The sequence below is a fragment of the Paenibacillus sp. FSL L8-0638 genome (assembly GCF_038593075.1).
Taxonomy (GTDB): Bacteria; Bacillota; Bacilli; order Paenibacillales; family Paenibacillaceae; genus Paenibacillus; species Paenibacillus polymyxa_D.
In genome coordinates, this window is record NZ_CP151960.1 from 2,812,871 (window position 1) to 2,836,826 (window position 23,956).

1 protein-coding gene (only partly in view) is annotated in these 23,956 nt (G+C 52.9%); it reads left to right on the plus strand.

Annotated elements, in window-relative coordinates; genetic code table 11:
* On the plus strand, positions 1 to 23,822 hold the 3' portion of the coding sequence (locus MKY35_RS12275) for a non-ribosomal peptide synthase/polyketide synthase (protein WP_342446516.1). The gene continues 18,481 nt to the left of window position 1, outside the view; the window shows 23,822 of its 42,303 coding nt (coding positions 18,482–42,303); its start codon lies off the left edge, out of view; it ends in the stop codon at positions 23,820 to 23,822.
* Positions 23,823 to 23,956 lie beyond the last annotated feature (134 nt).

Genomic DNA, 23,956 nt, shown 5'->3' on the forward strand with positions numbered 1-23,956 from the left:
AATTCGCTTTGCAAGAGGTGATTACGCATTGCGTTGCTCAGGAACAGCCGGAACTGACCCCGAGTGATGTATCCTTCAAAGGTCTGACGACTAGAGAACTGGTACAAATTGCGGAACAGGCGGCACACACCGGTGAGCTGGAAAATGTATACGCACTGACGCCGATGCAGAAGGGGATGCTCTTTTACAATCTGATGGATTCGCAATCGGGAGCATATTTTGAACAGGCCTCCTTTGATCTGCGAGGACATTTTAATATCGCTGCATTTGCGGCCAGTTTGAATGTATTGGTGCAGCGGCATACGGTACTGCGCACGAACTTCTACAGCGGCTGGAAGGATGAACCGCTACAGGTCGTGTACCGCAATAAGCATAGTGAACTCTATGTGGAAGATTTGCGAGATATGGAGCAAGAGCAGCAAAACGAATACATCCTCGAATATACGCGCCAAGACAAGCAAAGAGGCTTTGATCTGGCACAAGATGCTTTGATGCGTGTCGCCATTTTGCGCACAGGTGAGGATGCGTACCGTTTTGTATGGAGCTTCCATCATATCGTCATGGACGGCTGGTGCTTGTCGCTGGTGACAAACGAAGTGTTTGCGAGTTATTTTGCGATACTGGCCCATAAGCAGCCTGAACTGGCACCTGTAACGCCGTACAGTCAATATATCGAATGGCTGGAACAGCAGGATCGTCAGGCCGCATCCGGTTACTGGAGCAAGGTTCTGGAAGGATACGAGGAACAGTCCCGCCTGCCACAGGCTAAAATTCAGGGTAAAACGGGGTATCAGTCGGAGCGTTTAGATTTTGATTTGGGCGCCGAGCTAACGGCAGGTATTCAGCGCATAGCCAAGCGTTATCAGGTGACGATGAATACGTTGATGCAGACCGTTTGGGGCATTTTGCTGCAAAAGTATAATGGCACCGATGATGTGGTGTTTGGCAGCGTGGTATCTGGACGTCCGGCAGAGATTCCGAATGTGGAGCATATCATTGGTCTGTTTATCAATACGATTCCTATACGTATCAGTAGCCATGTGGACAGTGTGTTCTCCGACGTGATGAGGCAAACCCAGGAGCAATCGATTGCTTCCCATGCCTATGATACGTACCCGTTGTATGAAATTCAGGGGCTGTCGGAGCTTAAGCAGGATTTGATCAATCATATTCTTATTTTTGAGAACTATCCGGTAGAGGAGCAATTGGAGCAATTAGGCAGCGGTGATGAGTCCAGCTTCACGATCACCGGAGCCGAGTCTGTCGAGCAGACCAACTATGACTTTAACCTGGTAGTGCTGCCGGGCAACACGATTCACTTGAGCTTTGGGTATAATGCCTTGGCCTTTGAACGGGAAAGTGTAGAGCAAATCCGAGGTCATCTGGTACAGCTGCTGGAGCAGGTGACAGCGAATCCGGACATCCGTGTACATGAGCTGGATATGGTTACCATGCAGGAGCGTGAGCAAATCGTCGAGGCTTGGGGTAATACAGCGGCAGCCTATCCAAGCGAGCAAACGATCCATGGCTTGTTCGAGGCGCAAACCGCGCAGACGCCGGAGCAGACAGCCTTGTTCTTTGAAGGAGAAACGCTGACTTATCGCGAGCTGAATGAACGCGCCAATCGCCTGGCTCGTACCTTGCGCAGTCAAGGCGTGACGAAAGATCGTTTGGTGGGTCTGATGACTGAGCGGTCGGTGGATATGATCGTGGGCATCTTCGGGATTTTAAAAGCCGGAGGCGCATATGTATCTATCGATCCAACCTATCCGGAAGAGCGTATCCGCTATATGCTGGACGACTCGCGGGCGAAGCTGCTGTTGACACAAAGTCATCTGGTGGACAAAGCAGTTATCGATGGTCAAGTGCTGGTATTGGATGGAGCGCAAACGGTGTATCACGAGGATGGTTCTAACCTGGAGGCGGGGTCCGGCCCGAATGATTTGGCGTATGTGATTTATACGTCAGGTACAACCGGGCAGCCAAAGGGCGTCATGCTGGAGCATCACGGGCTGTGCAATCTGAAAACGTATTTTGATCAGACGCTTCGGATGAGCACATCGGATCATGCGTTGCTGTTCGCTAGCTATTCGTTTGATGCGGCTTGCTGGGAAATCTTCCAGGCGCTGTTCTGCGGAGCCACGTTATATGTGCCAACGACAGAGACGATTTTGAACTACGAGCGGTTTGAGCAATATATGGCGGATCACCAAATCACCGTGGCTGCTTTACCGCCGACCTATGCGGTGTATCTGGGGCCACAGCGGATGCCTAACCTGCGTATTCTGTTTACGGCGGGTTCTGCATCTTCCACAGAACTGGTATACAAGTGGAAGGATCAAGTCGCGTACTACAACGGCTACGGTCCAACCGAAAACTCGGTGGCGACATCCATCTGGCCCGTATCCGAGGATGAGAGAGCAGGACAACTCATTTCCATCGGGCGGCCTGTGCCGAATCACCGGGTATACATGGTGGATGTGCATGGACATTTGGCTCCGGTAGGCGTAGCAGGTGAGCTGTGCGTGTCTGGTCCAGGTCTGGCGCGTGGCTATCTGGATCGTCCAGAGCTGACGGCGGAGAAGTTTGTATCGAATCCGTTTGCGGCTGGCGAAGCAGGCTATGAACGAATGTACCGTACGGGTGACTTGGCGAGATGGATGCCAGACGGCAACATCGAATATTTGGGCCGGATCGACCATCAGGTGAAAATCCGGGGTTACCGGATCGAACTGGGCGAAGTCGAGGCACAAATTTTGAAAGTGGAAGACGTGCAAGAGGTCATCGTACTGGCCCAGGCAGACGAGCAGGGACAAAACCAACTGGTGGCGTACTATGTCGCTGAAAGAGACGTAAGCGCTGGGGAGCTGCGCAGCTTACTGGGTGAGGAGCTGCCCAACTACATGATGCCTTCGTACTTCATCCAGCTGGAGCAGATGCCGCTGACACCCAACGGTAAAATCGACCGCAAGGCCTTGCCGGCAACGGAGGACAGCTTGCAAAGCGGAGCGAATTATGTAGAACCACGTACAGCGCTGGAGCAGACGTTAGTGTCCATTTGGCAGGCTGTATTAGGAGCGAAGAGAGTCGGCATTCTGGATAATTTCTTTGATCTGGGTGGCGATTCGATCAAGGCAATCCAGGTATCGTCCCGCTTGCTGCAAGCGGGCTACAAGCTGGAGATGAAGGATTTGTTCCAATATCCGTCCATTTCACTGCTGAGCAGTCATGTACACAAAGTTAGCCGCACAGCCGATCAGCGGGTGGTCTCGGGAGCAGTTAAATTGAGCCCAATACAGCAATGGTTCTTTGGACAATCCTCAGCAGAGCCACATTATTTCAACCAATCGGTGATGCTGTATAGAGCACAAGGATTCGATGAAGCCGCATTGCATCAAACGGTGGCCCAGGTAACTGAGCATCATGATGCGCTACGTATGGTCTTCCGTCAGACGGAACAGGGCTATGAAGCGTGGAATCGCGGTGTGAACGAAGGCGAGCTGTACAGTCTGGACGTTGTTGATTTGACAGGCGTCGAAGACACGGCAGAGGTGGCGATGGCGATTGAAACGAAAGCCAATGCCATCCAAAGCTCTATTCGTCTAGATGAAGGACCGCTGGTGAAGCTGGGACTTTTCCGCTGCATGGATGGAGATCATTTACTGATTGCCATTCACCATTTGGTCGTAGACGGGATTTCGTGGCGGATTGTGTTTGAGGATTTTGCCACTGGGTATGAGCAGGCCGTGCGGGGAGAAGCGATTCGCTTACCATATAAAACGGATTCGTTCTCCGCTTGGGCAGAGCGTTTGTCTCAATATGCGAATAGTCCGGCTATCGAAAATGAACGCGAGTATTGGCAGCATCTTGCCCAAACGGAAGTTGCATCGTTGCCTAAGGATCAAGAGAGAGCGGAGGGACAACATTCTCTAATCAGAGACACTGCGACGGTGAGCGTAGCTTGGAGCCAGCAGGAAACACGACTGCTGCTTCAGGAATCACATCGGGCGTATAACACAGAGGTCAATGATCTGCTGTTAACCGCACTCGGCACAGCGCTATATAACTGGAGCGGTCAGGAGCGTGTGCTGGTCAATCTGGAGGGCCATGGCCGGGAAGCCATTGTTCCCGATATCGACATCACCCGTACCGTGGGCTGGTTTACGAGTCAGTACCCGGTACTGCTGGGTGTGGATGGAAAGGCGGAAGTAGGGCAGCGCATCAAGCGGGTGAAGGAAGATCTGCGTCATGTGCCGCATAAGGGCATTGGCTACGGCATTTTGAAATATATGTCTCAGCATGATGTCCACCCTTCCTTAACCTTGCAGCCTGAAATTAGCTTTAACTATTTGGGACAATTTGATCAGGACTTGGAAAATGGGGATATCACGCTGTCTTCACATCCAGGTGGAGAGCCGTTGAGTGAACGCACCGTACTGGAGCATCCGCTGAATGTGAACGGCATGATTACAGCAGGCGTGTTGACACTGGAAATTCGCTATGACAGCAAAGTATATCATCAGCAAAATGTAGAAAACTTTGCACAGTTGCTGCAGGAAAGCCTGCAGGAAGTGATCGCTCATTGTGTCTCCCAAGAGCGGGGTGAGCTAACTCCAAGCGATGTGTTGTTCAAGGGCTTGACACTGGAGCAGCTGGAGCAATTGACGGAGCAAACGGCTTCTGTGGGCGAGCTTGAAAATGTGTATGCTCTCTCTCCAATGCAGAAGGGGATGCTGTTCCATAGTCTGATGGAGCCGGACTCAGGCGCATACTTCCAGCAAGCGTCGTTTGATCAAAAAGGCAGCTTTGATGTAGCTATTTTCCGCAAGAGTCTGGATGTACTGATACAGCGTCATGAAGCACTACGGACGAATTTCCATCGGTTTGAGACAGGGAACGGTCAGGAGCCATTGCAAATCGTGTTCCGTCACAAGGATAGCGACCTTTCCTTCAAGGATATTCGCGAAATGCCGAAAGCGGAGCAAGAGGCGTATATCCAGGCGTTTAAGCAGGAGGACCAAGCTAGGGGCTTTAATCTGGGTACCGATGCACTTATGCGTGTACAGGTGTTGCAGACCGATGAAGAAACGTATCACCTGATATGGAGTTTCCATCACATTGTCATGGATGGCTGGTGCTTATCGCTCGTTACAGGCGAAGTGTTTGGTACGTACTTTGCGCTGCTGGAGCAGAAGCAGCCGGAGCTTGCAGCGATTACACCGTATAGCCAATATATCGAATGGCTGGGACGTCAGGATGAACGTGCGGCAAAAGAGTATTGGAGCAGCTATTTGGCGGGTTTTGAACAGCAGACGTTGTTACCTGGATCGGATACTTCATCGAAAGACCAAGCGGCTAATACTGTATTCGCTACAGCAAGTGAAACCAGCGAATATATTTCTGAAAAAATAACGGTAGATCTGGATCCAACGCGGAGCGAAGCCATGTACCGGATTGCAAAGCAGCAGCAGGTCACGATCAATATGCTGATGCAGAGCGTGTGGGGCCTTATTTTACAGAAATATAACAACAATGAGGATGTTATTTTCGGCAGTGTCGTATCTGGACGTCCGACGGATATTGCGGGTGTAGAGCATATGATCGGTCTGTTCATTAATACGATCCCGGTGCGGATTCAAAGTGAGCGAAATGCCACGTTTGTGGACATCATGCGGAAAACGCAGGAGCAGGCACTGGCCTCAGGAGCCTATGACAGCTTCCCGCTGTATGAAATTCAGGCGCTGACCGAGCAGAAGCAAAATCTGATTAACCACATTATGGTATTTGAGAACTATCCGGTCGAGGAGCAAGTTGAACAGTTGGGTGAAGTTCGTCCATCCGCTTTTGAAATTACGAATGTAGAGGTTGTCGAACAAACGAATTATGATCTGGACTTGATTGTGATGCCAGATGAAACCTTCCGTATCATGTTTAGATATAACGCCAATGTATACGATCGGTCTACGATCGAGCGGATGCAGGGACATGTACTGCATGTCATCGAGCAAATTATCGATAATCCGCATATCCGTGTGAATGAGCTGGAATTGGTGACAGCGGAAGAGCAGGCGCAAATCGTTCAGGTCTGGGGGGATACGGCGGCAGCTTATCCGCAGGATCAAACGCTAAGCGCACTGTTCGAGCAGCAGGCAGCGAATACACCGGATCAGGTGGCGGTGCTGTGTGGAGCGGAATCGTTGACCTATGCTGAGCTGAACAAGCGAGCCAACCGTTTGGCCCGGACGTTGCGTGCAGAAGGAGTTGGGCCGGATCAGCCTGTAGGCATACTGGCTCACCGTTCTCTGGACATGATCGTAGGTATTTATGCGATCCTCAAAGCAGGCGGAGCCTACGTGCCAATTGATCCAGAATATCCGGCCGACCGCATCCGCTTCATGCTGGAGGATTCGGGAGCGAAGCTGGTGCTGACGCAATCGCATCTGGCGGAGCAAGCATCCTTGAGCTTCGACGGCAAGGTGCTGGTGCTGGATCGTCATGAGCAGGCTGGCCAAGACATTTACCACGAAGACGGCTCGAATCTGGAGCCACTGGTCGGGCCGCATCATGTAGCCTATGTCATCTATACGTCCGGCTCCACGGGAAAACCGAAGGGCGTTATGGTTGAGCACCATTCCGTTCTGAACCGGATTTTGTGGATGCATGATCGGTACGGCTTGAGTGCGGAAGATACGATCCTGCAAAAGACTGCCTTCACCTTCGACGTGTCGGTGTGGGAGCTGTTCTGGTGGTCGCTGGTCGGCTCGAAGGTGAGCCTGCTGTCCGTGGGCGGAGAAAAGAACCCGGAAGACATCGTCGACGCCATTGCCCGCGATGGCGTGAGCACGATGCACTTTGTACCTGCCATGCTGCATGCGTTCCTGGAGTATGTGGAGCAGCAGCCACGGGAAGTGATGCAAGTGAAACTGGCAACGCTGCGCCATGTCTTTGCCAGTGGTGAAGCGTTGCCGCCACAACATGTGGCGAGGTTCGAACGACTCGTGTCGAGCCTGGCCGGAGCGAAGCTGGTCAACCTGTATGGCCCAACCGAAGCGACGGTGGACGTATCGTACTTCGATTGCGAGCCGTCAGAGGAATATGCAGTGATTCCAATCGGGAAACCGATTCAAAACATTCGTCTGTACATCGTGAAGGAAGGCACGGAGCAATTGCAGCCGATTGGGGTTGCAGGAGAGCTGTGCATTGGCGGTGTCGGCGTAGCCCGCGGTTACTTGAACCGACCGAAACTGACGGCGGAGAAATTTGTGAAAGATCCGTTTGCCAGTGGGGAAGCCGGGTATGAGCGGATATACCGCACCGGCGATTTGGCGAGATGGATGCCAGACGGGAACATTGAATATCTGGGCCGGATCGACCATCAGGTGAAGATCCGGGGTTACCGGATTGAGCTGGGCGAGGTCGAATCGCAGCTGCTCAAAGTGGAATCGGTACGAGAAGCCGTGGTCACGGCGCGTGCGGATGAAACGGGCCAAAAACAAATGGTGGCGTACTATGTCGCCAGACAAGAGATCGGTGTCAGTGAGCTGAGAAGTGAGTTGGGCCGGGAGCTACCAAGCTACATGGTGCCGTCGTACTTTGTACAGCTGGAGCAGATGCCGCTGAGTCCAAATGGAAAAATTGACCGCAAAGCCCTACCAGCACCGGAAGGCAGCCTGCAAACCGGAGCCGATTATGTCGCACCGCGGACGTGGGTGGAAGTGAAACTGGCACACATTTGGCAGGATGTGCTGGGCCTCACGCAGGTCGGTGTGAAGGAAAACTTCTTCGAGATTGGCGGACACTCGCTGCGGGCGACGACACTGGCCTCGAAGATTCACAAGGAGCTGAACAAGCCGCTTCCACTGCGCAGTATTTTTGAAGCACCAACGATTGAGCAACTGGCAACGGTGTTAGAAAATCTGGACCAAGTAACATATGCGTCCATTCCGGTAACGGAAGAGCGTAGCTTCTATCCGTTATCTTCGGCGCAAAAACGACTGTATGTGCTGCATCAGTTCGACCCGAATGATGTGAACTACAACATGCCGTCGGTGCTGCAAGTGAGCGGTCCGCTGAACATCAAACGAGTAGAAGACGTGTTCCGTCAACTGATCGATCGCCATGCGACCTTGCGTACCCGCTTTGAGCTGATCGACAGCGAGCCAATGCAATGGATTGAGGATACCGTGCCGTTCGAGGTGGAATATACGAAGGTACAAGCAGAGGGTGCGACTACGGATACAGACACGACGGTCAGCCAGGAAGCACAAGACCGGGTACGACAGTTTGTCCGTCCGTTCGATCTGAAAGCTGCGCCGCTGCTGCGGGTAGGCTTGGTGGATCTGGGCGTTCAAGGAGTAGAGCAGGAATCCCAGCATTTGCTTATGCTCGATATGCACCATATTGTCTCGGATGGGGTGTCCATGGAAGTCCTGACCGATGAGTTTGTCCACTTGTATGGCGGTGAAGAACTGTCGCCATTGCGGATTCAGTACAAAGACTATGCCGTATGGCAGCAAAGCGAAACCCATCAGGAGTGGATGCAGCGTCAGGAAGCGTACTGGCTGGGCACCTTCCGGGGCGGAGTGCCTGTACTGGATCTGTCAACCGACTTTGCCCGTCCGGCGGTGCAGAGTACGGCAGGGGATACGATCGAATTTGCATTGGAGCGTGAGGTTAGTGAACGCCTGAAAGAACTGGCTTCGCAAACAGGCTCTACCCTGTATATGGTGCTGCTGGCGGCGTACACCACACTCTTGCACAAATACACAGGCCAAGAGGACATTGTCGTCGGCACGCCGATTGCAGGACGACCGCATGCGGAGCTCAGTAACCTGGTGGGTGTCTTCATTAACACGCTGGCGATCCGCAATTATCCGTCCAGCGACAAATCGTTCCTCGATTATCTGCAAGAGGTGAAGGAGCATGCGCTCAGTGCTTATGAGCATCAGGACTATCCTTTTGAAGAACTGGTTGAAAAACTGAATTTGACGCGGGATACGAGCCGGAATGCACTGTTTGACACGATGTTTGAGCTGAAAACCTTGGAGCAACAGGAGTTACTGCTGGAAGGTCTGACCTTGAGCTCCTATCCACTGGACAATCAGACGGCCAAATTTGATCTGACTTTAGATGCAGTGGAGCAGCCAGAAGGCATTCTGTGCAGTCTGGAATATAGCACGGCGTTGTACAAGCCTGAGACCATTGCGCGATTGGCACAGCATTTTGCGGAAATCGTTCGAGCTATTGCATATCATCCACAACAACCCCTGGCAACTTTGAATATGGTAACCGTTGAGGAAAAGGAGCAACTCATCTACGGTTTTGGAGAAGTGGGAGTAACGGATGGTGCTTCAGTTGAAGTAGGAGCCCTGTTCCATACCTATGTGGAAGAACAGGCACAACTTGTACCAGATCATGTAGCGGTGGTGTACGAGGAGCAACAGCTGACGTACCGGAAACTGAACGAGCGTGCGAACCAATTAGCGCGTAAATTGCGAAATGAAGGCATTGGACGCGAGTCGATTGTTGGCATTTTGAGTGAACGCTCGGTGGACATGCTGGTCGGCGTATTGGCGGTGTGGAAAGCGGGAGGCGCCTATGTGCCGCTGGATGCAGACTATCCATCCGAACGCATTCGTTTCATGCTGGAGGACAGTGGTGCGACGGTATTGTTGACCCAAATCGGCTTACAGGAGCAAGCACAGACATGGCTCGGGGAAAGCCGACAGGCCTTGGTCGGAGGGCAGACTGAGGGTGAGTTAGAAACAGCGGCTGGTGCTGAAACGATGGAAAGAGACAGCCTAAATGAAAACTTAGGCTTGAAATCAGATTCGAAGTCTGACAGCGAAGCAGCATCCGAACCGGCAACAGTGCTGCGTCTGCGTACTGTATTGGCACTAGATGATGAGTCACTGTACACCGGGGATGCCACGAATATCGAGCCGATCAACGAGCCACACGATCTGGCGTATGTGATCTACACGTCTGGGACAACCGGACGTCCGAAAGGTGTCATGATCGAGCATCGCAGCCTGGTGAATACGGCTGCGGCGTATCGCCGGGATTATCGTCTGAGCGAGTTCCCAGTCCGACTGCTGCAGCTGGCGAGCTTCTCGTTCGACGTATTCGTCGGGGACATTGCGCGGACGCTCTATAACGGCGGCACGATGGTCATTTGTCCGAAAGACGACCGGATTGATTTCAGCCGTCTGCACGTATGGATTCACGATTATCAGATTACCGTGTTCGAATCGACTCCGGCCCTGATCGTACCGTTTATGCAGCATGTGCATGAACAGGGGCTGGTCATGAGCAGTCTGGAATTGCTGATTACCAGCTCGGATAGCTGCAGCGTGACAGATTATCGGGTGCTGCAAGAACGATTTGGCGCAGATATTCGCATTATAAACAGCTACGGCGTCACCGAAGCGGCGATTGACTCCAGCTTCTACGACGAAGAGCTGTCGAAGCTGCCAAGCAGCGGCCATGTGCCGATTGGTCAGGCGTGGCTGAACGCACGCTTCTACATCGTGGACAGCCAGCTGAATCCGGTGCCGATCGGTGTACTGGGCGAGCTGTGCATTGGCGGAGCCGGGGTGGCACGGGGATATCTGAATCGTGCAGACCTGACGGCCGAGAAATTCGTAGCGAATCCGTATGTAGCGGGTGAACGGTTGTACCGCACAGGCGATTTGGCGCGGTGGATGCCGGATGGTAATGTGGACTTTATCGGCCGAATGGATGATCAGGTCAAAATTCGGGGCTTCCGGATTGAACTGGGCGAGGTAGAAGCGCAGCTGCTGACCGTGGCTGGCATTGAGAAAGCGATCGTCACCGCCTGGGAAAACGAAGACGGAGACAAGGATTTGTGTGCGTATGTTGTAGCCTCGGAGGCGCTGAATTTGCCGGAGCTGCGCAGCACACTGCAGCCCAAACTGCCGAGCTATATGATCCCGACCTATGTCGTACAACTGGAGCAATTCCCGCTGACACCAAACGGGAAAATTGACCGCAAAGCGTTGCCAGCACCGGAAGTGCGCCTCGAAGGAGGCACGGCGTATGTTGCGCCGCGGACATGGCTGGAAGAGCAGCTGGTACGTATTTGGCAAAGCGTTCTGAATCATCATCAAATAGGCATCCAGGATAACTTCTTTGAAGTGGGAGGACATTCTCTGCGCGCTACCACCCTGATGGCGAAAATCCATCAGGAGCTGAATCACAAGCTGGCGTTGCGAGATATTTTCCAATATCCGACGATTGAGCAACTGGTGCAGGTGATGGGTGAAGATCAGACCCAGCAAACGTATGTATCTATTCCTGTGGCGGAGGAGCGTGAATATTATCCTGTTTCCTCGGCGCAAAAACGGATGTACGTGCTGAGTCACCTGGAAGGTGGAGAGGTTAGCTACAACATGCCAGGAGCGTTGATTATCGAAGGTTCCTTGGATAAAAAACGACTGGAACAAGCCTTCCGCCAGCTGATTGCCCGTCATGAAGCCCTGCGAACCCGATTCGAGATGGTGGATGGTGAGGTGATTCAACGGATTGAATCGGGCGTCGCATTCAGCGTGGAGCATGTGCAGGCAAGCGAAGAAGAGACCCAGCAGTATGCACTAGACTTTGTGCGCGCATTTGATCTCGCACAAGCACCATTGCTGCGAGTTCAGCTGGTGGAAACCGGACCGGAGCGACACGTCATGCTCTATGACATGCACCATATTATTTCGGATGGCGTCACGGAAGGAATTATTGTGCAGGAGTTCTCTCAATTGTATGAAGGCAAGGAACTGCCGCCACTGAGCATCCAGTACAAGGATTACGCGGTTTGGCAGCATGCCGATATGCAAAGTGAGCGTCTTCGTGAGCAGGAAAGCTACTGGCTGAACACGATGGCTGGTGACATTCCAGCACTGGATATGCCAACGGATTTTGCAAGACCCGCCGTACAGCGTCTGGAAGGAGCTCGATTGGAATTTGCGATCAGCCTGGAGGACAGCGAGCAGTTGAAACAGCTGGCCGCGCAAACCGGCTCCACCTTGTACATGGTATTGCTGGCCGCGTATAGCACGCTTTTGCATAAATATTCGGGACAGGAAGACATTATCGTCGGCACGCCGATTGCCGGAAGACCACATGCGGAACTGGAGAGCTTGGTAGGCGTATTCCTCAACACGCTGGCAATCCGCAATTATCCGTCTGGTGACAAAACGTTCCTGGACTACTTGCAAGAGGTCAAAGAGCATGCGCTTAGTGCGTATGAGCATCAGGAGTATCCGTTTGAAGAGCTGGTTGAACAGCTGAATTTAACGCGGGATACGAGCCGAAATGCGCTATTTGACACGATGTTTGAGTTGAAAACATTTGAGCAGCAGGAGTTCGAGCTGGAGGGTCTGACCTTTAAAACGTATCCGACGGACAATCATACGGCCAAATTTGATCTGACCTTGGATGCCGTGGAGCAGCCAGAAGGCATTCTGTGCAGTCTGGAATACAGCACGGCGCTGTACAAGCCTGAGACCATTGCGCGCTTGGCACAGCATTTTACCGAACTTGTACGTGCGATTACTCTTCATCCGCAGCAATCACTGGCAGCTTTGGAAATGGTAACCGTCGAGGAAAAAGCACAAATTATCTACGGTTTTGGAGATGTGGGAGTATCGGATGTTGCTGCTGTTGAAGTAGGAGCCTTGTTCCATACCTATGTGGAAGAACAAGCGCAGCTTGTACCAGATCACGTGGCGGTGGTGTACGAGGAACAACAGCTTACGTACCGTAAACTGAACGAGCGTGCGAACCAATTGGCGCGGAGATTGCGGAATGAAGGCATTGGACGCGAGTCGATGGTCGGCATTTTGAGTGAACGTTCGGTGGACATGCTGGTCGGTGTATTGGCAGTGTGGAAAGCTGGAGGCGCCTATGTGCCGCTCGATGCAGACTATCCGTCCGAACGGATTCGTTTCATGCTGGAGGATAGCAGCGCGACGGTGCTGCTGACCCAGACGGGCTTGCAAGAGCGCGCACAGGTGTGGCTGAAGGAAAGCAGACAGGTCTTGGCCGAAGGGCAGACTAAGGGCGAGTTGGAAACAGCGGCTGGCGCGAAAACGATGGAATCAGGTACGCTCCATGGAACCCTGAATGGAACAGCAGATTCGCCATCTGATAGCGAAGCAGCATCCGAACCGGTAACGGGACTGCGTCTGCACACCGTACTGGCATTGGACGATGAGTCGCTGTACACCGCGGATGCCACGGATATCGAACCGATCAACGAACCGCAGGATTTGGCGTATGTGATCTACACCTCCGGGACAACAGGACGTCCGAAGGGCGTCATGATCGAGCATCGCAGCTTGGTGAATACCGCCGCGGCGTATCGTCGGGATTATCGCCTGAACCAGTTCCCGGTACGTTTGCTGCAGCTGGCAAGCTTCTCCTTCGACGTGTTCGTCGGCGATATTGCCCGGACGCTCTATAACGGCGGAACGATGGTCATCTGTCCGAAAGACGACCGGATTGACCCAAACCGTCTGTATGGCTGGATTCACGACTATCAGATTACGGTGTTCGAATCGACACCGGCCTTGATCGTACCGTTTATGCAGCATGTATATGAGCAGGGACTGGACATGAGTAGTCTGGAATTGCTGATTACCAGCTCGGATAGCTGCAGCGTGACGGATTATCGGGTGTTGCAAGAACGATTTGGCGCAGATATTCGCGTTATGAACAGCTACGGCGTTACGGAAGCGGCGATCGACTCTAGCTTCTACGACGAAGAACTGTTGAAGCTGCCGGACAGTGGCCATGTGCCGATTGGTCAGGCGTGGCTGAATGCACGGTTTTACATCTTGGACAGCCAGCTGAATCCGGTGCCGATCGGCGTACTGGGCGAGTTGTGCATCGGTGGAATTGGGGTAGCACGGGGATACCTGAACCGTGCGGACCTGACGGCCGAGAAATTCGTAGCCAATCCGTTCGTGCCAGGTGAACGATTATACCGTACAGGTGACTTGGCGCGATGGATGCCGGACGGCAATGTGGACTTTATCGGCCGGATGGACTATCAAGTGAAAATCCGGGGCTATCGGATCGAGCTGGGCGAGATCGAAACGGCGATCCAGCGGGTGCCGGGTGTACGTCAAGCGGTAGTCATCGACCGGACGGATGAGCGTGGACACAAGTACTTGTGCGGATACATCACCGGAGGAGCTGAGCTGCGGATCGAGGAGGTACAGGCCGAACTGGAAGCCGGACTGCCAGCGCACATGGTGCCTGCACGTTTGATGCGACTGGAGACGATCCCCCTGACCATCAACGGCAAAATCGACCGCAAGGCCTTGCCGGAACCGGAAGGAAGCATCCATACGGGTGCAGCCTATGTGGCACCGCGTACCACGGTGGAGCAAGTACTGGCTGCGGTATGGGCCGGGGTGCTCGGCGTGGAAGCGGTAGGTGCGCAGGATAACTTCTTTGAGCTGGGTGGCGATTCGATTAAGGCCTTGCAAGTATCCTCCCGATTGCTGCAAGCAGGTTATCGACTGGAGATGAAAGACCTGTTCAGTCATCCAACCGTGTCTGCATTGGCACTGAAAGTTCAATCGGTGACCCGATTGGCGGATCAGAGCGAAGTGGTGGGCGCTGTGAAACTGACACCGGTGCAACACTGGTTCTTTGAGCAGAACCTGACGGATGCTCATCATCATAACCAGTCCATCATGCTGCATAGCAAGGATGGTTTTGATGAACCGGCCCTGCGCACGGCGATGGATCAAATCGTTAGCCATCACGACGCACTGCGTATCATTTTCCGTCCTACGGAGCACGGATATGAAGCTTGGAACCGTGCGGTTGGTGAGGGCGAGCTGTATACGCTGGATCGGGCCGACTTCAGAAATGAGACTGAGGTGTCAGCGGCGATCGAGGCTAAAGTGAATGAAATTCAAGCGGGTATTCAGTTAAGCGAAGGACCGCTAGTGAAGCTGGGGCTGTTCCATTGCCCAGATGGAGATCATTTGCTGATTGCGATTCATCACTTAGTGGTGGATACCGTATCTTGGCGCATTTTGTTCGAGGATATTACGACCGCCTATGAGCAGGCATTGAACGGACAAGCGGCTCGTCTTCCGCACAAAACGGATTCGTTCCGCACCTGGGCGGATGGGCAGTCTAACTATGCGAACGGTCCGGCCATGGCAGCAGAACTCGCATTCTGGCAGGAAATGGAACAGGGCGTATATCAGCCGCTTCCAAAAGACGAGTCCCCTTCTCATTCCTTGAATAGGGACAGCGAGAACATGACAGTTACGTGGACAGCTCAGGAAACGGAGCAGTTGTTAAAACAGGCGCATCGTGCCTACAACACGGAGATGAATGATTTGCTGCTTACCGCATTGGGACTGACTATTCATCGCTGGACGGGCTTGGAACGAGTGCTCGTGAGCCTGGAAGGCCATGGACGGGAGTCCATTTTGCCAGAACTGGATATTACGCGGACGGTGGGCTGGTTTACGACCCAATTCCCGGTGGTGCTGGATATGAGCGTGGGGCAAGACCTTTCACAGCGCATCAAACAGGTGAAAGAAGGGCTACGCCGCATTCCGCAAAAGGGCATTGGCTACGGGATGTTGAGATACCTGTCCACAGCATGTGAGCCAGAGCGTTTTGTGACCGAACCTGAAATCAGCTTTAACTATTTGGGACAATTTGATCAAGATATGCAAAGTCAGTCCATTGACGTATCTCCTTACTCTTCTTACTCTAGCGGTGCAGAGCTTAGCGCCCATGCAGCCAGATCGCACACGCTGGATATGAACGGACTGATTTCGGAAGGCGAACTGCAATTGACGATCAGCTACAGCAAGCAGGAATATCGCCATGAAACGATGGAGCAGCTAGCTGAAGAGTTTAGAATCAGTTTGCAGGAAATCATTGCGCATTGCACAGGCCGCAAACAGCAGGAGCTGACGCCAAGCGATGTCATGCTTAAAAATGTAACCATGGCCGAGCTGGATCAATTGGTAGAGCGGACTCGTGACATCGGGGAACTGGAGAATGTATATGCGTTGACGCCGATGCAAAAAGGCATGCTGTTCCATAGTCTGATGGATGCAGCGTCAGGAGCTTATTTTGAACAAACGACCTTTGATTTGCACGGACGCTTCCAAGCGGATATTTTCCAAGATAGCTTGAATCATTTGGCGCAGCGGCATGAGATCTTTAGAGCCAATTTCATCAGCGGTTGGCAGGATGAGCCTGTGCAGGTGATTTTCCGCCGCAAGGAGGTTGGTTTCAGATGTGAAGATTTGCGTCATTTGGATGAGCAGGAACGTGACGCGTATGTGCAGGAATTTATTCGCAAGGACAAGGCAGCCGGATTTGATTTGTCCCGGGATGCGTTGATGCGCGTGGCGATTTTACGAACAGGTGATGAGGATTATTATTTTGTGTGGAGCTCTCATCACATCTTGATGGATGGCTGGTGTGTGGCTTTAGTCACGGATGAGGTGTTTGAGGCTTATTTTGCAGCCGTGGAGCATAGACAGCCGAAGCTTGCCCCCGTGACTCCATACAGTCAGTATATTGAGTGGCTTGAAGCACAGGATGAAGAAGAAGCAGCTTCCTACTGGAAGGATTATTTGCTCGGCTATGATCAGCAAACTTCGATTCCGACCGGAAAAGTAGGCGTGAAAGCGGGCGATACACAATTTGAGCATATCCTGTGCGATCTGGGCAAGGACTTGACCGGACGTATGGAAATGGTGGCCAAGCAGCACCATGTGACCCCGAATACATTGCTGCAAACAGCCTGGGGCTTACTGCTTCAAAAGTACAACGGTAGTGACGACGCTGTTTTTGGCGGTGTAGTGTCTGGTCGTCCAGCGGATATTTCGGGGATTGAAAATATGGTGGGCTTGTTCATTAACACCATTCCAATACGTATCCGCAGTGGGGCTGAGGACACCTTTGCCGACCTGATCAGAACGAATCAGCAGCAGGCGCTGACTTCTCAAGATTATGAAACGTATCCGCTGTATGAAATTCAAGCCTTGACCGAGCAAAAGCAAGACCTGATCAACCACATTATCGTGTTTGAAAACTATCCGGTGGAGGAGCAGGTCGAGCAACTTGGCGAAGGTGCAGCGTCGGATTTTGAAATTCGCAATGCCGGCATGATTGAACAAACCAACTATGATTTCAATCTGGTCGTTATGCCGCAGGAAGCGATGAAAATCCGATTTGAATACAATGCGAAGTTATATGATCGTGAAGCTGTGAAGCGGACTCAGGGCCATCTGATACAGCTGTTGGAGCAGGTGGTAGCGAAGCCGGACATTCGGGTGCAGGAGCTGGATATGGTAAGTGAGCAGGAGCGTGAGCAAATTCTCAGCGTATGGGGAAATACAGCTGCTGAGTATCCAAGCGAGCAAACGATTCATGGCTTGTTCGAGACACAAACGGCGCAGACGCCAGAGCAGACAGCACTGTTCTTTGAAGGAGAGCAGCTGACCTATCGCGAGCTGAATGAACGCGCCAATCGTCTGGCTCGTACCTTGCGTAGTCAAGGCGTGACGAAGGATCGATTGGTGGGTCTGATGACCGAGCGTTCGGTAGACTTGATCGTGGGGATCTTAGGCATTTTGAAAGCTGGGGGCGCATATGTCCCCATCGATCCGACGTATCCGGAGGAGCGTATCCGCTACATGCTGGACGACTCGGGAGTAGAGCTGTTGTTAACGCAAAGCCATCTGGTGGACAAAGTAGCTTTTGATGGTCAGGTACTGGTGCTGAATGGAGCACAAAGTGTGTATCACGAGGATGGTTCCAACCTGGAGCCGCTGTCCGGTCCGAACGATCTAACGTATGTCATTTATACGTCAGGTACGACGGGGCAGCCGAAGGGTGTCATGGTAGAGCATCGTAATGTCGTACGTTTGGTGAAAAATACAAACTACGCGCAGTTGGATGCTGACACGTGCATTTTGCAGACAGGGGCTATTGTTTTCGACGCATCCACCTTCGAAATTTGGGGCGCTCTATTAAACGGTGGACAGCTGGTGCTAGTGAGTCAGGATATCATTTTGGACGTGCTCAAGCTTAAGGAAGCAGTGCGCAGTCACGGTATTACCACGATGTTTCTGACCACACCGCTCTTTAACCAGTTGTCTCAGCAGGATTTGGCGCTGTTCGAGGGGATACGGGAACTGCTGGTCGGCGGTGATGTGATGTCCGTACCATATATGAACCGGGTGCTGGAGGCCCATCCGTCCCTGCGAATCAGTAACATCTATGGCCCGACTGAAAATACGACTTTTTCCACAGTGCATGCGATCACCGGTGTGCAATCGGAATCGGTGCCAATTGGTAGACCGATCCATAATTCAACAGCGTACGTCGTGGATCGTTCGATGCGGCTTCAACCCGTCGGGGTATGGGGTGAACTGCTGGTAGGCGGTGACGGGGTGGCACGTGGATACCGCAACCGTCCGGACCTGACATCCGAAAAGTTCATTGATAGCCCGTTCCGCAGCGGAGAACGCTGCTATCGCACAGGTGACACGGTACGCTTAAATGTGGACGGTACGCTTGAATATAAGGGGCGGATCGATGCGCAGGTGAAAATTCGGGGCTACCGGATCGAACTGGGCGAGGTAGAAACGCAGCTGTTGAAGCTGGAGGCAGTGCGAGAAGCTGTGGTCATCGCACGGGAAGATGAGCAAGGGCAGAAGCAGCTCTGCGCTTATGTGGTCGCCGATGAGGAAGTTGTCGCAAGTGAGCTACGCAGCGATTTGAGCCAGAAGCTGCCGGGTTACATGATCCCTTCCTATCTGGTACAGCTGGAACAAATGCCGCTGACACCGAACGGTAAAATCGACCGCAAGGCTCTACCAGCACCAGAAGACAGCCTGCAAAGCGTAGCCGACTATGTCGCACCGCGGACGTGGGTGGAAGTGAAGTTGGCGCAAATCTGGCAGGATGTGCTGGGCCTGGCGCAGGTCGGCGTGAAGGAAAACTTCTTCGAGATTGGTGGACATTCACTGCGGGCGACGACGCTCGCCTCGAGGATTCACAAGGAGCTGAACAAGCCGCTTCCATTGCGCAGTATTTTTGAAGCACCAACGATTGAGCAATTGGCAGTCGTACTGGAATATCTGGATCAAGTAACATATGCGTCCATTCCAGTAACGGAAGAACGCAACTTCTACCCGTTATCGTCGGCGCAAAAACGACTGTATGTGCTGCATCAGTTCGACCCGTATGATGTGAACTACAACATGCCGTCGGTGCTGCAAGTGAGCGGACCCCTGGATGTGAAGCGGGTAGAAAACGCGTTCCATCAATTAATCGCCCGTCATGCGACCTTGCGTACCCGCTTTGCACTAGTGGACAGTGAGCCAATGCAATGGATTGAGGACAGTGTGCCGTTTGAATTGGAATATACAAAGGTACAGGCAGAAGCTGCGACTATGGGTACAGACCAGGACACAACCACGGATGCGGACACGATGGTCAGCCAGGAAGTACAAGAACGGGTGCGGCAGTTTGTACGACCGTTCGATCTGCAAGCTGCTCCGCTGCTGCGAGTAGGCTTGGTAGATTTGGGCGTACAAGGAACCGAGCAGGAACCGCAGCATTTACTCATGCTCGATATGCACCACATCGTTTCGGATGGCGTGTCCATGGGTGTACTGACCGATGAATTTGTCCGCTTGTACGACGGTGAAGAGCTATTACCATTGCGGATACAATACAAGGATTATGCGGTATGGCAGCAAAGCGAAGCCCATCAAGAGTGGATGCAACGTCAGGAAGCGTACTGGCTGGGCACCTTCCAGGGTGAGCTGCCAGTGCTGGATGTACCTACGGACTTTGCCCGTCCGGCGGTGCGAAGTACGGCAGGCGATACGGTGGTGTTCGGATTGGAACGTGAAGTCAGCGAACGGCTGAAAGAACTGGCGGCGTACACAGGCTCCACGCTGTATATGGTGCTGCTGGCAGCGTACACTGCACTCCTACACCAATACAGCGGGCAAGAAGATATCGTAGTCGGCACACCAATTGCCGGACGACCGCATGCCGATCTGGAGCCGATGATTGGGATGTTCGTCGGAACGCTGGCATTGCGGAACTATCCGACGTCAGAGCAAAGCTTCCGAAGCTATGTGGAGGATGTGAAGACGCGTGCCCTGCAAGCTTACGAGCACCAGGACTATCCGTTTGAGGAGCTAGTGGAAAAGCTGAACGTGAAGCGGGATATGAGCCGCCATCCGCTGTTCGATACGATGTTTACGCTGCAAACGACTGAGGAAGGCGAATTGCAACTGGCAAACCTGAGCTTCCGTCCATACGGCCTGGAACAAACGCCAGTCAAGTTTGATTTGATGATGGAAGCTAGAGAGGAAGAGGCAGGCATCCAGTTTGGATTGCAGTATGCAACTGCGTTGTACGAGCGCGAAACGGTAGAACGGATGACGCGTCACTTTGTTCGCTTGGTCGAAGCCGTGGCGGCGAATCCGGATGCGAAGCTGGGAGAGCTGGAGTTGATTACGGCGGAAGAAACCGAGCAGATTCTGAAGGTGTTCAATGATCCGAATGCACATAGCGTGCGTTGTGCTGAACACAGACAGGTGCAAGGCCATTCGCTCAGCGAACGCTTTGAAGAGCAAGCTGAGCGCAACCCTGAGCGGATAGCCGTTGTGTCTGGGGCCACCGCGCTGACCTACACTGAGCTAAATGAGCGTGCGAACCAATTGGCTCGTGTGTTACGAGCGGAAGGGGTCGAAGCAGATCAACCGGTGGGCGTATTGCTGGAACGTTCTGCGGATATTCTGGTGAGCATTCTGGGGGTACTGAAGGCCGGAGGCGCGTATGTGCCGATGGATACGATGTATCCACAGGAGCGCATCGACTACATGCTCCAAGACAGTGGGGCCAAGGTCGTGATTACAAGTAGAGTTGCCAACCTGTCGCTCAGCTTGCCATCTACAGTTCGAGCTCTAGTCTTGGATGACGAGGACGTTCAAGCTCAACTGGGAGCACAGGATGCGAGCAACCTGATCCCTATCGCCGGTCCGCATAACCTGGCCTATATGATTTACACGTCAGGCACCACCGGTCAGCCGAAAGGGGTCATGATCGAGCAGGGCAGTGTTAGCAATCTGGTAGATGCTTTATGGAAACGAGTATACAGCCGTTACGAACAGCCGCTTCATGTCGCATGGCTGTCAGCATTTGTATTTGACGCTTCGGTGAAGCAAATCTTTGCCAGCTTACTGTTAGGCCACACTCTGCACGTGGTGTCCCGTGATGTCAGCCTGAGCGGAGAGCATTTGATCGCCTACTACCGCACGCACCGGATTGATCTGTCGGACGGCACACCTGCGCATCTGCATATTTTGAATGAAAGTGTCAGTGTGACGGAAGCACCGGAAGTGAAGCATTACCTGATCGGTGGCGAAGCATTATCCGTGCAGCTGGTACATGTGTTCCTGCACAAGTGGTCCGGATATCGTCCGGTCATTACCAACGTGTACGGTCCGACCGAAACGACGGTAGATGCGACCGCTTATACGATTGAAGATATGGAGTCCCTGAACGTACTGCTGGAAAAAGGGGAGCACACGGTATCCATCGGAACGCCGATCGCGAACCAGTCTGTGTACATCCTGAATAGCCAGCAACAGCTGGTGCCGATCGGTATCGCAGGTGAACTCTATATCGGGGGTGCAGGTGTCGGACGAGGATACCTGAACCTGCCGGAGCTGACGGCAGAGAAGTTCGTCCTGAATCCGTTCGCTGATGCGGCAGCAACCGATCCAGCGGACAGCACTCACGCAAGACGGATGTACCGGACGGGTGACCTGGCCCGATGGCTGCCGGATGGCAGCATTGAGTATTTGGGCCGGATCGACCATCAGGTGAAAATCCGGGGGTACCGGATCGAGCTGGGCGAAGTGGAAGCGCAGCTGCTGACCGTGGACGGTATTCAGAAAGCCGTGGTCACAGCATGGGAAAACGAAGATGGACACAAGGATCTGTGTGCCTATATCATAGCTTCAGCGTCCCTGAGTTTGCCGGAGCTGCGCAATGCGCTGCAGCCGAAGCTGCCGGATTACATGATCCCGACGTATGTGGTACAACTGGATCGTTTCCCGCTGACACCGAACGGGAAAATCGACCGCAAGGCGCTGCCGGCGCCGGAAGCACGCCTCGAAGGAGGCCTGGAGTATGTTGCACCGCGGACGCCGCTGGAAGCCAAGCTAGCCCAAATTTGGCAGGATGTCTTGAAGCTGTCCAGCGTAGGAGTCACCGACTCATTCTTTGACGTGGGTGGACACTCCCTGCGGGCAACGACGCTGGTGGCCAAAATCCATCAGGAACTGGACAGTCGGATTACGCTGCGTGAGGTGTTCCAACACTTTACGATTGAGCAGCAAGCCCAGCTCATAGCTACGCACGGCACAGACACCTATACGGTGATCCCTGCGGCGGCGCAACAGGCGTACTACCCGGTTTCCTCGGCTCAAAAACGACTGTACATTTTGAGCCATCTGGAAGGTGGGGATCTCAGCTACAATATGCCGGGTGTATTAACCGTGGAGGGACCGCTTCAGGCCGATCGGCTGGAGGATGCGTTCCGTCAGTTAATAGCCCGCCATGAAACGCTGCGGACTTCCTTTGAAATGCTGGAAGGCGAGGTCGTTCAGCGGATTTACGATCAAGTGGAGTTTGCAGTAGAGCACCTGCAAGCCAGGGAGTCCGAAGCCGATGCCTATATCGAGTCCTTTGTGCGCAGCTTTGACCTTCGCCAGGCACCACTGCTGCGTGTCCGTCTCATTCAAACCGGACCAGAGCGCCATCTCCTGATGTACGATATGCACCATATTATTTCAGACGGTGTATCGTCGAACAATATCGTGCAGGAGTTGGTACAACTGTACGAAGGGCAGGCATTGGAGCCGCTGCAAATTCAGTACAAGGACTACGCCGTGTGGCAGCAGCAGGAGATGCAGCGTGAGTCATACCAACGCCGGGAACACTTCTGGCTGGAGCATTTAGCTGGAGAGTTGCCGGTACTGAATTTGCCAATTGCTTATCCTAGACCTGCTGTTCGCAGCTTCGAAGGTGCGATGTATGAATTTACAGTGGACGCGAATGTATCCGAGCAACTGCACCGAATTGCGACACAAACCGGAAGTACACTATACATGGTGCTGTTGAGCGCCTACACCGTTCTGCTGTCCAAATACAGCGGTCAGGACGATTTGATCATCGGTACGCCAGTAGCAGGCCGCTTGTTGCCTGAGCTGGAGCCACTGATCGGAATGTTCGTCAATACGCTAGCCATCCGGCATCAGCCGAAGGGCAACCAAACGTTCCACAGCTACTTGTTAGAAGCCAGAGATCGTACGCTGCAAGCCTTTGAGCATCAGGATTATCCACTGGAAGAGTTGGTGGAAAAGCTGGATGTAACACGGGATGCAAGCCGTAACCCGTTATTCGACACCATGTTTGTACTGGAAAACACAGAGTCGCCGGAAGCGAAGCTTGAAACACTGTCCTTCAGCCCGTATGTTCGGGAGCATCGTATTTCCAAATTCGATTTGACTTTGTCTATGAGTGATGAAAATGGGGAGATGAAGGGTTCGTTTGAATATTGCACGAAGCTGTTTGGGGCCGACGCTATTGAGAGATTGACCAGAGATTTTATAGCGATCCTGTCCCAGATTGGAATCGATCCAGATTTGCTGTTAAGCGATATTCAGGTGAACTCGGACGAGCAGCCGGAAGGCTTCTCACCGGATTCCATCGACTTTGTTTTCTAAATCCGTTTTCTAAAATGCAATGTTTCACTTTGCGTGTGCAGAGGGTGGCGGCTTGTCCGACTGCCCTTGCCTGCAAAGTATTATTTTTCCGACACAACGCTCATGTACGTAACAACGCACCATTCCAACCGGGG